The organism is Mycobacterium sp. E3298, assembly GCF_001666895.1.
Lineage (GTDB): Bacteria > Actinomycetota > Actinomycetes > Mycobacteriales > Mycobacteriaceae > Mycobacterium.
Genome location: NZ_LZJB01000309.1, coordinates 1 through 11593, shown reverse-complemented (window position 1 = coordinate 11593; position 11593 = coordinate 1). Strand labels below are relative to the sequence as shown.

Genomic DNA, 11593 nt, shown 5'->3' with positions numbered 1-11593 from the left:
ACCCACCGGCGAGCGCGCCGACTGGTGGTGGTACCAACCCTTCCAACCCCAACCACCACCATCCAACAACTAGCCCGCCTACCGGGCCGGTCGCTCGCGGCAACGTATCGACGAGTAACCGGTTGCCACCGGAATCAGCCAGCGTCGCAACGCATCCACTGCGTAAGCGTCGTTGAACCACGTGTTGTCCGGCCGGGCAAGATCTGGGAGCCTCAATGGTTCGAAGACAGTCTCCGAAATCCCGCTCGACGGGGAGGCGGCCCGCGGTGACCCGCGCCCTGACGAAGCCGGTCGGCGCCGTAACGCTGTCCGGGCTTCTCGCCCTGGCCGCTCGCTATGCCGCCCAATCGGTCGTCGCGCGGATCGAGAACAATCCCGATCCCTATCCTCGTGAGCGCCTCGCCACCGAACAGCGCGGCGAGCAGCACTTCATCAGCCGAGCCGACGGGACCGTGCTGCGCGCCATCACCGCCGGCGCGGGGCCCGCCGTCGTTTTCGCGCACGGCTACGGCGGCACGCTTGGGGAGTGGAACATCGTCTGGGATGAGCTGTTGGCCCGGGGCTACCGCCTCATCGCCTTCGACCAACGAGGACACGGTAGCTCCACGCTTGGTTCGGCCGGCGTGGGGTCCGCGCCCATGGCCGAGGACTATGCGTCCATCCTGCGGCACTTCGACGTCGAGGATGGCGTCCTGGTAGCCCACTCCATGGGCGGCTTCGTCGCCGTCCGTGCGGTGCTCGACCACGAGGACGTCTCGGGCCGGCTGCGGGGATTGGTGTTGTTCGCGACATGGGCGGGCCGGATCAACGACGGTGCGCCGCAAAACAGGCTGCAGATCCCGCTGATGAGGTCGGGGCTCATGGGCTGGCTGGTGCGAACGCGGGTCGGCGGGGTGCTTTTCGGCGCGGCGCAATGCGGGAAAAGCCCCTCCCCGGCAATGATTTCGGTGTTCATCGAGTTCTTCGACAAACACATGCGCGAGCATGGGCCCCTGACGCCGATCCTACGGGCGTTCGGGCGGGAGGACCGTTACCCCCGCCTGGGGGAGATTTCGATTCCGACGGTTGTCATGGTCGGTTCAGCCGATCGCAGCACCCCGCCCATTCACTCTCGACGGCTCGCCGCCGGGATACCCGGCGCACGGCTCGTCACGGTGCCGGACGCCGGCCATCTGCTGAACTGGGAGGGCGCCGACGCGCTCGTCGCCGTTGTGGGAGAGCTGTCCCCTGGGTCGCAAGCCGGCTAGCGGTGGCTGGAGGGTGACGATCAGCGCGGTGCGATCAGCGCGAAGGCCTGCTTGGCGACCTGCAGCATCCACCCGGTCACGTTGGGCCCGTGGTCGCGTGGCCAGTTGAGTTGAAAGCTGACCACGTACGGCTGCTTCGTCTTGTCGACGGCGTACCAGCTGAAGGTCAGATCACCCGGCAGGCCACCGGCTTTCGCGCCGATGTAGGGCCAGACGTCGCGGTCCAGCTGGATGCCCGACACCGCGGAGAGGATCTGCCTGACGGGGGCGGCCGCGCCGACGGCGTCGGCCTGCAGCGCCGCGTGGATCCGGCAGATGTCCTCCGCGTTGCCGTACCACTCCGCACCGTAGGACGACGCCGGCGTGTGGGCGCGGGTCGGATCCGGTTCGTAGGGAGTCGCATTCGCCTGGGCAAGCAGTTGGGCGCGGACTTGCGGTGACCCGTGTTGCCACTGAGTGCGCAGGTCCGGCTTGCCCCAGCCGACCGAGAACAGCTCGTACATCGTGGGGAACGGCGTCATGCTCGCCGGGTCGTGGTGGCCCGCCGTGACCAGCGCCTGCTCGATCGCGTGGGTGCCCAGCCTTCCGATCAACAGGTCGGTGGCCATGTTGTCGCTGGTCGCGATCATCTTCTCGGCGGCCGTTCGGACCGAAACCTGCGCTCCGGCGGGCAGAGCCAAGCCGGACGAGCCCACCGCGCGGCTCTTGTCGGTGACGGTCAGCCGATCATCCCAGGAGATCGTTCCGTCCTTGATGGCGCCCGCCACGGCGTGCAGCACGTACAGCTTGAAAATCGAAGCGAGCGGCAAGGATTCGGTGGTATTGGTCCCAGCCACGGGGTCACAGTGCCCGTTGTCCACCTTGGCGACCTGGTAGGAATAGCGGGCCCCCGTCTTGCTCAACACCGCGTCGATGTCGTGCCACGAATCGATCTTCGGCGCCTGCGTCTCGAGGTCGAACCGATCGACCCACCCGCCGTCGTCGGTGTGTATCCGGATGTCTTGGCGCGCACCGTAGGACGACGTCAGGTGCAGGGTGGCCCTGCTGGCGCCCAGATCCACGCCGTCGAGGGTGAACGGGCGGTCCCACCACAGGCCCTCCATCGTGGTCTGCACCGACTTGACCATGTCCGGTGCGGCCAGCGTGCCGACCCCAACCGGGCCGATGGGCCAGTCCGAGTTGAGCATGTCCAGCGTCTGCTGGGCCCGGATACCGGGTGGCGTTCGTACGTCGATCTGCCGCCCGGGATTGGCCGCGTTCGCCTGCGGTGAGGGGGAGGTCGCGCAACCGGGCGCGAACGTGACTACCAATGCGGCGGCGGCACTCAACGCCACCGCGCGGCGCCGGGCCGAGAACCCGCTAGCCACCCTGCTTGTTGCCGGCAACGTCCATCACAACCTCGAATTCCAGCAGCGACGCCCCGGTCGCCACCGGGTTGGCCCGCTCGCCGGCGTGGGCCTGAATCGCGGGCCCCTGCGCCCACGCCTGAAATGCCTCTTCGGACTCCCACTGGGTCACGACGAAGTAGCGGTTCTCGCCCTTGATCGGGCGCAGCAACTGAAACCCGAGGAAGCCGGGCTGGTTGTCGACCGCGTGCGCCCGGTGTGCGAACCGCTTCTCCAGCTCGGGTCCGGCGTCGGCGGGTACTTCGATTGCGTTGATCTTCACCACTGGCGACATGCCGCTAGGCTACCCCTTCGCCCGGCCTGTCCAACTGCAGGGCGGGGCACGCAGGATGGTGACATGGCCGGTGATCTGCTGACTTGCCGCGGCGGGCGGGGCGAGCCGTTGGTGCTGGTGCACGGCCTGATGGGCCGGGGCACCACGTGGTCGAGGCAGCTGCCGTGGCTGACCGCGCTGGGCGCGGTGTACACCTACGACGCCTTGTGGCATCGGGGCCGCGGCGTCGACGACCCACACCCGATCAGCACCGAACGGTTCGTGGCCGACCTGGCCGACGCGGTGAGCGCGCTGGGCACGCCGGTCACGCTGGTCGGGCATTCCATGGGTGCCCTGCACTCGTGGTGTCTGGCCGCGGAGCGTCCGGAACTGGTTTCCGCGCTGGTGCTCGAGGACATGGCGCCGGACTTCCGCGGGCGCACGACCGGCCCCTGGGAGCCGTGGCTGCACGCCCTGCCGGTCGAATTCGACTCCGCACAGCGCGTATACGACGAGTTCGGCCCCGTTGCCGGGCAGTATTTTCTGGAGGCCTTCGACCGCACCGCCACCGGTTGGCGCCTGCACGGGCACCCCGCGCGCTGGATCGAGGTCGCCGCCGAATGGGGCACCCGCGACTACTGGGAGCAGTGGCGGGCGGTGCGCGCCCCGGCGCTGCTCATCGAGGCCGGCAACTCGGTCACCCCGCCGGGGCAGATGCGAGAAATGGCCGAAATGAGCTCTGTCGCAAAGTATTTAAGGGTTCCGGAAGCCGGGCATCTGGTTCACGACGAAGCGCCGCAGGTGTATCGCGGCGCCGTCGAGTCATTCCTCGCCGGCGATTGAGTTCGGGCCTGACCGCCCGAGGTGAGAAGCGCGGCACCATATGATAAATTCTTAAATCGTTAAACCCTAGAAACTTTGCTGCCTTCAGGAGACTTATCGTGACGGAGCCGCTCTACAAGCTCAAAGCGGAGTTCTTCAAGACGCTGGGGCACCCCGCGCGAATCAGGATCCTGGAGCTGCTCGTGACGGGAGAGAAGTCGGTCGCCGAACTGTTGCCCGAGGTGGGGCTCGAGGCTTCGAACCTTTCGCAGCAGCTCGGCGTCCTGCGCCGGGCCGGCGTCGTCGACGCGCTGCGGGACGGCAACACGATGATCTACTCGATCGCCTCCCCGGACATCGCCGAACTGCTCATGGTGGCGCGCAAGGTGCTCACCGGGGTGCTCAGCGACCGCGTGGCGATGCTGGAAGGCCTGCGCGCCGGCGGCGCGGGGTAGCGCGCATGGGCTGGATCAGCAAAGCCGTGCGCGTCGGCCGGATCGCCGAACCCGCGCCACCCGCGCCGGAGCCGGTGACCACGCCGCCCGCCGGGGTGCGCGGCTCACTTCAGATCCGGCACGTCGACGCGGGGTCGTGCAATGGGTGCGAGGTGGAGATCGCGGGCGCGTTCGGGCCGGTTTATGACGCCGAGCGGTTCGGCGCCCGCCTGGTGGCCTCCCCGCGACATGCGGATGCGCTCCTGGTGACCGGCGTCGTAACGCACAACATGGCCGACCCGCTGCGTGTCACGCTCGAGGCGACCCCTTTGCCGCGTCGGGTGATCGCGTGTGGCGACTGTGCCATCAACCGAGGGGTCTTCGCCGACGCCTACGGCGTGGCCGGCGCGGTCGGCGAAATGGTGGGGGTGGACGTGGAGATCCCGGGATGCCCGCCGACACCGAGCCAGATCGTCGCGGCGCTGCGGTCGGTGACCGGCAGGTGACCGCAGTGCTGGCGACCCGAGCGGCGCCCGAGCCAAACACGTTGGCCCGCAACGGCTCCGGATCAATCTGGGCCGGCCTGCTGACCTCGCTGCTGGGCGCTGGCGGGTTATGGGCGGGCGCCGTGGGGATGTTCGGATCGGCGCGCGACGTCCGCATCGGTTGGTTGCTGCCGCTGGCCGGGGTCCAATTGAGCCTCGATCCGCTGGGCGGGTTCTTCATGGCGCTCACGGGGGCGGTCGCCGTCGCGGTCGGGCTGTACACGATTGGCTATGCCCGGCGCGAGCGGGTGGGCCCGGTGACGCTGGCGGTGTTGCCCGTGTTCATCGCGGCGATGCTGCTGGTGCCCGCGGCGGCGTCGATCACCACGTTCCTGCTGGCGTGGGAGTTGATGGCGGTGGCGTCGTTGGTTCTGGTGCTGGCGAACCACACCCGCCCGCAGGTTCGCTCCGCCGCGTTGGTGTATGCGGTGATGACGCAGTTGGGGTTTGTGGCGATTCTGGTCGGCCTGATGGTGTTGACGGCGGCGGGCGGCGCAGACCGGTTCGCCGACTTGCACCGGATACCGCAGGGCGCGCAGACCGCGGTGTTCCTGTTGACGCTGGCGGGGTTCGGCTCGAAGGCCGGCCTGGTGCCGCTGCACGCCTGGCTGCCTCGGGCCCACCCGGAGGCGCCGAGCCCGGTGTCGGCGCTGATGAGCGCGGCGATGATCAACCTCGGCGTCTACGGCGTTTGTCGCTTCGATTTGCAGCTGCTCGGGCCCGGGCCTCGCTGGTGGGGTCTGGCCCTGATGGTCGTCGGCGGGGTGTCGGCCCTCTACGGCGTGGTGCAGGCCTCGGTGGCCACGGATCTCAAACGGCTGCTTGCCTATTCGACCACCGAGAACCTCGGGCTGATCACGCTGGCCCTTGGCGCCGCCACCCTGTTCGCGGCCACCGGCGCAAGCGGGCCGGCCGCGATCGCCACCGCGGCGGCCATGCTGCACCTCGTTGCGCATGCGGCCTTCAAGTGCCTCGGTTTCCTCGCCGCGGGATCGGTATTGGCCGCGACCGGGCTGCGCGACCTCGACCGGCTGGGCGGCCTGGCCCGCCGGATGCCGGCGACGACCAGCCTGTTCGCGGTCGCCGCGCTCGGGGCGTCAGGGCTGCCGCTGGGGGCCGGGTTCGTCAGCGAGTGGCTGCTGGTGCAGTCGCTGATCCACACGGCCCGAGGGCATTCCGCCGTCTTGGCGTTGACCACGCCGCTGGCGGTGGGGGTGGTCGCGCTCACCACGGGTCTGGGCGTGGCGGCGATGGTCAAGGCGTTCGGCATCGGGTTCTTGGCGCGGCCGCGTTCCGATCAGGCCGCGGACGCCCGAGAGGCGCCACCCACGATGCTGGCCGCCATGGCAATCGCTGCGGCGGCCTGCCTGACGATGGCGGTGGCGCCCGCGGTCATCGCACCCGCGCTGCGCCAAGCGGTCGCCGCGCTACCGGCCGCCCGCGCAATCGGATTCACCGGTCTCGGGGCCGTGGTGCGGCTGCCCGGCCTGCAGGGGTCGATCGCCCCGGGCGCGATCGCCGTCGGTGTCGTGGTGGCCACGGTGACCGCGGCGATGCTGACGCTCTGGCGCCGCGGCCGTCGCCCGTCGGCCGCCACGTTGCCGCTGTGGGCTTGCGGCGCGGAGGATCTCACCGCGCGAATGCAGTACACCGCAACGTCGTTCGCCGAGCCGTTGCAACGGGTGTTCGACGACGTCCTGCGCCCCGACACCGACATCGAAGTCACGCACAGCGCCGAATCGCAATATCTGGCCGAAAAAATCACCTACCGGACCAGAATCGTCGATGCCATCGAGGAACGCTGCTATACCCCGGTGATCCGAGCCGTCGAGGTCGCGGCGGATGTGGCCCGGCGCGCCCACACCGGCAGTGTGCACCTTTATCTGGCCTACGGCGCGCTCGGCGTGCTCGTCGTGCTGGTGGTGGCCCGGTGAATGTCTTGTCCTACGTCGCGGGCGCGGTCCAGATCGCCGCCGTCATGGCCGGGGCGCCGCTGGTGGTCGGCCTGACCCGGCAGGTGCGCGCCCGCTGGGAGGGCCGCGCCGGCGCCGGAATCCTGCAGCCCTGGCGTGACATCGTCAAACAGCTTGGGAAGCAACAGATCACTCCACGTGGGACGACCTTGGTGTTTGCCGCCGCGCCCGCGATCGTCGCCGGAACCACGCTGCTGATCGCCGCGATCGCACCGCTGGTCGCCACCGGGTCACCACTGGACGCCAGCGCTGACCTGTTCGCCGTGGTCGGACTGCTGTTTGTCGGCACCGTCGCGCTCACCCTGGCCGGCATCGACACCGGCACCTCGTTCGGCGGCATGGGCGCCAGCCGCGAAATCACGATCGCCGCGCTCGTCGAACCCACCATCTTGCTTGCGGTCTTCGCCCTGTCCATGCCGGCGGGGTCGGCGAATCTCGGTGCGCTGGTGGCGCATACGATCACCCATCCGGGCCAGGTGGTGTCGCTGGCCGCCGTCCTGGCCTTCGCCGCACTGGTGATCGTGATCGTCGCCGAGACCGGACGGCTGCCGGTGGACAACCCGGCCACGCACCTGGAGCTGACGATGGTGCACGAGGCGATGGTCCTGGAGTATGCCGGCCCGCGGCTGGCCCTGGTGGAGTGGGCGGCCGGGATGCGGCTGACCGTGCTGTTGGCGCTGCTGGCAAACCTGTTCGCCCCCTGGGGTATTGCCGGCGGCCGACCGGGCGCGGTCGACGTCGCCGTCGGCTTGGCCGCAGTGGCGGCCAAGGTCGCGGTGTTGGCCGGATCCCTGGCCACCGTCGAGGTGTTCGTCGCCAAGCTGCGGCTCTTCCGGGTACCCGAACTGCTGGCCGGATCGTTCCTGTTGGCGTTACTCGCGGTCGTCGCCGCCAACTTCTTCGTGGTGCCGGCATGACGTACGGGACGTTCTCGGTGCTGGTCGACCTCGCCGCCGGCGGGCTGCTGTTGGCCGCGGTGCTGATCGTGTGGCGGCGCGACCTGACCGCCATCATCCGGCTGCTGGCGTGGCAGGGTGCCGCGCTGGCGGCCATCCCCCTGCTGCGCGGGGCGTATGACCGTGACGGCGCGCTTATCGGCGTCGGGGTGGCCGTGCTGGCCCTGCGGGTCGCGGTGCTGCCGCGGCTGCTGGCCCGAGCGGGCGGCGCCGAGTCACGATCGCCCCGGGAAGCCACCCCGGTCATCAACACCGCCACGTCGCTGCTGATCACGGCCGCGCTCACGCTGGCCGCGTTCGCCGCCACCCAACCCCTGGTGAACCTGCAGCCCGCCGCGACCACGTCCGCGGTCCCGGCCGCCACCGCCGTCGTCCTGATCGCGTTGCTCGTCATGGTCACCCGGCGGCATGCCGTGTCGCAGGCAGCGGGATTCCTCATGCTGGACAACGGGATCGCCGCCACCGCGTTCCTGCTCACCGCGGGGGTGCCGCTGATCGTCGAACTCGGCGCCTCGCTGGACGTGTTGTTCGCGGTCCTCGTGATCGGAGTCCTGACGGGGCGGTTGGCTCACGCCTTCGGTGCTGCCGACCTTGACGCGCTACAGGAGCTGCACGACTGATGACCGCTTTGTTGCTCGCCGCGATCCTCACTCCGATCGGTGCTTCGGTCGCCGTCCTGGTCGCCGGATGGCGCCGGGCGACCGCGACACTGATCGTGCTCTCGGCGGTGACGGTGCTCGCGTGCGGCGCGGCGCTCGCCGTCCGCGTCGGGTCCGGAACCCGGTTCGCCCTAGGCGGGCTGCTGCGACTCGATGCGCTCACCGTCACGATGCTGATCGTCATCGGAATCGTTGCCACACTGGCCACTTGGGCCAGCATCGGCTACCTCGACGCCGAACTCGCGCACGGTCACACCGACCCGCGCGGTGCCCGGGTTTACGGAGCCCTCACGGCCGGCTTCCTGGCGGCGATGGTTGTTGCGGTGTGCGCCAACAACATCGGCGTCATCTGGATCGCGATCGAGGCGACCACGGTGATCACCGCCTTCCTGGTCGGGCACCGCCGCACCCGCGGCGCGCTCGAAGCAACCTGGAAGTACGTCGTGATCTGTTCGGTCGGCATCGCCGTCGCCTTCCTCGGCACCGTGCTGCTCTACTACGCCGCCGAGCATGCCGGTGCGCCGGCCGCCGCCGCGCTGAACCTCGACGTGCTGGCGGCGCACGCCGGCGGGCTCGATCCCGGCATCGCCCGGTTGGCAGGCGGCCTGCTGCTCATCGGTTACGGCGCCAAGGCCGGGTTGTTTCCGTTCCACACCTGGCTGGCCGACGCCCACAGCCAGGCCCCGGCACCGGTTTCCGCGCTGATGAGCGGCGTGTTGCTGTCGGTGGCCTTCTCGGTACTGATCCGCCTCAAGCCGATCATCGGCGCCGCCACCGGACCCGCTTTCATGCGTTCGGGCCTGCTCGTGATCGGGCTGGCGACGCTGGTGGTCGCCGCTCTGATGCTCACGGTGACAACCGACCTCAAGCGCATGCTCGCCTACTCGTCCATGGAGAACATGGGTTTGATCGCGATCGCCGCCGCGGCCGGGACCTCGCTGGCCATCACCGCTCTGCTGCTGCACGTCCTCGCACACGGGATCGGCAAGACGGTCCTCTTCTTGGCCAGCGGCCCGCTGCAGGCGGCGCACGGCTCCACCGCGATCGCCGACATCGCCGCGGTGCTGCGCCGCTCCCGGATCGTCGGCGTGTCGATTGCCGTCGGCGTGATCGTGCTGCTCGGCCTCCCGCCGTTCGCCATGTTCGCCAGCGAGCTGGCCATCGTTCGATCACTCGCCGACGCGCGGCTGGCCTGGGTGCTCGCCGCGGGCATGTTGCTGGTTGCGGTCGCCTTCGCTGCGCTGGCGCGCAACGCGGGCCGCATCCTGTTGGGCCGCCCGACCGAAGCACGCGAAATCGCAGTTCCCCGAACGATTTCTGCCGCCCTCGTCGTCGGGATCGCCGCATCGATCGCCCTCGGCGTCACAGCCGGTCCGCTCACCGGCTTGTTCACCGCCGCCGCCAGCGACGTCGGGGGAGCGCGGTGAGGGCCGAATGGCAGCGCCACCGGCTACCCCAGGACGGGCTGGCGGCCTCGGCGGAAGACCTGCTGGGCAACGGATTCCGCTTGGCCCTGGTCGCCGCCCACGACGACTCCGCCGCCTACCGGGTCGTCTATCTGTTCCTCGCCGGCCGGCCGGACCGCCGCGTCGAACTCGAATGTGTGCTGCCCAAAGACGATCCGGCCATTCGATCGCTGGCCTATATGTCGTTTACGGCCAGCCGCTTCGAGCGCGAAATGACGGACCTGTACGGCATCCGGTGCGTGGGCCATCCCAAAGCGCGCCGCCTGGTGCGTCATGCCCACTGGCCGGAGGAATGGTATCCGATGCGCCGCACGGCGCCGCCGGCCCCCAAACTCGATGCCAGCGGCCACTTCCCGTTCGTCACGGTCGAGGGCCCTGGTGTATACGAGATCCCGGTTGGCCCCGTGCACGCGGGGCTGATCGAGCCGGGCCACTTCCGCTTCTCCGTCGCCGGGGAAACCGTGCTGCGCCTCAAGGCCAGACTGTGGTTCGTGCACCGCGGGATGGAAAAGCTGTTCGAGGGCCGGCCGGCCGGCGGAGCGGTCGAATTGTCCGAACGGGTCAGCGGCGACACCTCTGTTGCGCACGCGCTGGCCCACTGCCTCGCCATCGAAGACGCACTCGGCGTCGAACTCCCCGACGAGGCGCACCGGCTGCGGGCGCTGCTCGTCGAACTCGAACGGCTCTACAACCACGCCGCCGATCTGGGCGCACTCGCCAACGACGTCGGTTTCGGCCTCGCCCACGCGCACGCCCAACGCATCCGCGAGCAACTGCTGCGACTCAACGACGCGGTGACCGGCCACCGGCTGCTGCGCGGCGCGATGCGCCCGGGTGGGGTGGCGCTGCGGGCGCTGCCGGATTCGGGCGCGTTGCGGCGCATCGCCGCCGACGTCGCCGAGGTCGCCGAGCTGACCCTGCACAACACCGTGGTGTATGACCGCTTCGCCGGGACCGCCGTCCTGCACCAACAGGACGCTCACGCGCTCGGATGCCTGGGCTATGTCGCGCGTGCCAGCGGCCTTCGCACGGACGCCCGAATCGAACACCCCACCACCGCGCTGCCCGTCACCGAGATCGACGCCGTCGAGGGGGACGTGCTGGCCCGCTACACGGTGCGCCGCGACGAATTCGCGGCTTCCACCGAACTCGCCTGCCATCTGATCGAAACACACAGCGGCCCAATCGAATACACAAAGAGCTTGCCGGCGACCGACGGCCCCCGCAGTGGGATCGGCATCGTCGAGGGCTGGCGCGGCACCATCGTCCACCGTGTCGAAACCGACGCCGCCCACCGGATCAGTCGCGCCAAGATCGTCGACCCGTCGTGGTTCAACTGGCCTGCGCTGCCGGTCGCGATGGCCGACACCATCGTCCCCGACTTCCCCCTGGCCAACAAAAGCTTCAACCAGTCCTACGCCGGCAACGACCTTTGATCGGCGCGACTATGCCTCGCCCGCCAGGGCGAATCGGCCGTCGGCCGTCTGGGCCACCAGGCCGTCGGCCAGCAACGAAAACAGTGCCCGGTCGCGCTGGGCGGTATCGGTCAGCCACGCCACGTCCAGCTCCGCCCGGGTGACCGGAGAGTCCTTGGCGCGCAACACATCCAGCAGCCGGCCACGGACCTGCCGATCGGTTCCCGCGTAGGTCTGCACCCGCCGGGCCGGCCCCTGGGCCGGGGGATGGCCGGCGTCGCGCCACGCGCACCGGGTGAGCGGGCACAACCCGCACCTCGGCGTTCGCGCGGTGCACACCGTCGCGCCGAGTTCCATCAGGGCGACGGAGAACCGCGGCGCCGTTTCGTCCGCGGGCAGCAGGGCAGCGACGTCGGC

At 69.7% G+C, this 11593-nt stretch carries 12 protein-coding genes and 1 pseudogene; 10 read left to right on the top strand and 3 right to left on the bottom strand.

The window, feature by feature from the left end; all coding sequences use genetic code 11:
- Positions 1 to 73 (top strand): hypothetical protein (locus tag A9X05_RS32195; protein ID WP_231969227.1); only part of this gene is annotated, 73 nt, incomplete at its 5' end.
- A 193-nt stretch (positions 74 to 266) separates the two neighbouring features.
- A complete protein-coding gene (locus tag A9X05_RS14550) occupies positions 267 to 1247 on the top strand; it encodes an alpha/beta fold hydrolase (protein ID WP_231975430.1) in 981 nt (326 codons plus the stop codon).
- Positions 1248 to 1267: 20 nt separating this feature from the next.
- On the opposite strand, the gene A9X05_RS14545 is transcribed toward A9X05_RS14550, so the two are convergent.
- Together A9X05_RS14545 and mhuD are read right to left on the bottom strand one after the other, a co-directional pair.
- Positions 1268 to 2632 carry a serine hydrolase gene (locus A9X05_RS14545; protein WP_067782232.1) on the bottom strand — a complete coding sequence of 455 codons (1365 nt, stop codon included), beginning with the start codon at positions 2630 to 2632 and terminating at the stop codon, positions 1268 to 1270.
- On the bottom strand, positions 2607 to 2927 hold the full coding sequence (gene mhuD / locus A9X05_RS14540) for a mycobilin-forming heme oxygenase MhuD (protein ID WP_067282414.1): 321 nt from the start codon (positions 2925 to 2927) through the stop codon (positions 2607 to 2609). Before mhuD ends, A9X05_RS14545 begins: the two co-directional genes overlap by 26 nt.
- Positions 2928 to 2990: 63 nt before the next feature.
- On the opposite strand from mhuD, the gene A9X05_RS14535 reads away from it, so the two are divergent.
- The 8 genes from A9X05_RS14535 to A9X05_RS14500 all read left to right on the top strand — a co-directional run bounded on the left by A9X05_RS14535 (position 2991) and on the right by A9X05_RS14500 (position 11197).
- On the top strand, positions 2991 to 3749 hold the full coding sequence (locus A9X05_RS14535; RefSeq protein ID WP_067747842.1) for an alpha/beta fold hydrolase: 759 nt from the start codon (positions 2991 to 2993) through the stop codon (positions 3747 to 3749).
- 95 nt (positions 3750 to 3844) lie between these two features.
- Complete coding sequence (locus A9X05_RS14530) at positions 3845 to 4183, top strand: lsr2/espR transcriptional regulator (RefSeq protein WP_104182682.1); 339 nt, start codon at positions 3845 to 3847, stop codon at positions 4181 to 4183.
- Positions 4184 to 4188: 5 nt separating this feature from the next.
- A complete protein-coding gene (locus tag A9X05_RS14525; RefSeq protein ID WP_067782229.1) occupies positions 4189 to 4668 on the top strand; it encodes an NADH-quinone oxidoreductase subunit B family protein in 480 nt (159 codons plus the stop codon).
- Positions 4611 to 6641, top strand: a complete 2031-nt coding sequence (locus A9X05_RS14520; RefSeq protein ID WP_082950314.1) for a proton-conducting transporter membrane subunit — start codon at positions 4611 to 4613, stop codon at positions 6639 to 6641. The genes A9X05_RS14525 and A9X05_RS14520 overlap by 58 nt, the downstream gene beginning before the upstream one ends.
- A gap of 5 nt (positions 6642 to 6646) precedes the next feature.
- Positions 6647 to 7597, top strand: a complete 951-nt coding sequence (locus A9X05_RS14515; protein WP_067782236.1) for a respiratory chain complex I subunit 1 family protein — start codon at positions 6647 to 6649, stop codon at positions 7595 to 7597.
- Entirely contained in the window at positions 7594 to 8256 is a 663-nt protein-coding gene (locus tag A9X05_RS14510; protein WP_067747835.1) for a hypothetical protein, read from the top strand. The genes A9X05_RS14515 and A9X05_RS14510 overlap by 4 nt, the downstream gene beginning before the upstream one ends.
- A complete protein-coding gene (locus A9X05_RS14505) occupies positions 8256 to 9722 on the top strand; it encodes a proton-conducting transporter membrane subunit (protein WP_067747833.1) in 1467 nt (488 codons plus the stop codon). Before A9X05_RS14510 ends, A9X05_RS14505 begins: the two co-directional genes overlap by 1 nt.
- The gene (locus A9X05_RS14500) at positions 9719 to 11197 is read left to right on the top strand and encodes an NADH-quinone oxidoreductase subunit C (protein WP_067782226.1); all 1479 of its coding nucleotides are present in this window, start codon (positions 9719 to 9721) and stop codon (positions 11195 to 11197) included. The genes A9X05_RS14505 and A9X05_RS14500 overlap by 4 nt, the downstream gene beginning before the upstream one ends.
- A gap of 9 nt (positions 11198 to 11206) precedes the next feature.
- Here A9X05_RS14500 and A9X05_RS14495 read toward each other — a convergent pair.
- Positions 11207 to 11593: pseudogene (locus A9X05_RS14495) on the bottom strand (A/G-specific adenine glycosylase); the annotation flags it as partial.

Bases quoted from the DNA above. Each gene is read 5' to 3' on its own strand.
- A9X05_RS14505 (WP_067747833.1), top strand. From the start codon at position 8,256: ATGACCGCTTTGTTGCTCGCCGCGATCCTCACTCCGATCGGTGCTTCG.
- A9X05_RS14510 (WP_067747835.1), top strand. From the start codon at position 7,594: ATGACGTACGGGACGTTCTCGGTGCTGGTCGACCTCGCCGCCGGCGGG.
- A9X05_RS14535 (WP_067747842.1), top strand. From the start codon at position 2,991: ATGGCCGGTGATCTGCTGACTTGCCGCGGCGGGCGGGGCGAGCCGTTG.
- mhuD (WP_067282414.1), bottom strand. From the start codon at position 2,927: ATGTCGCCAGTGGTGAAGATCAACGCAATCGAAGTACCCGCCGACGCC.
- A9X05_RS14520 (WP_082950314.1), top strand. From the start codon at position 4,611: ATGCCCGCCGACACCGAGCCAGATCGTCGCGGCGCTGCGGTCGGTGAC.
- A9X05_RS14525 (WP_067782229.1), top strand. From the start codon at position 4,189: ATGGGCTGGATCAGCAAAGCCGTGCGCGTCGGCCGGATCGCCGAACCC.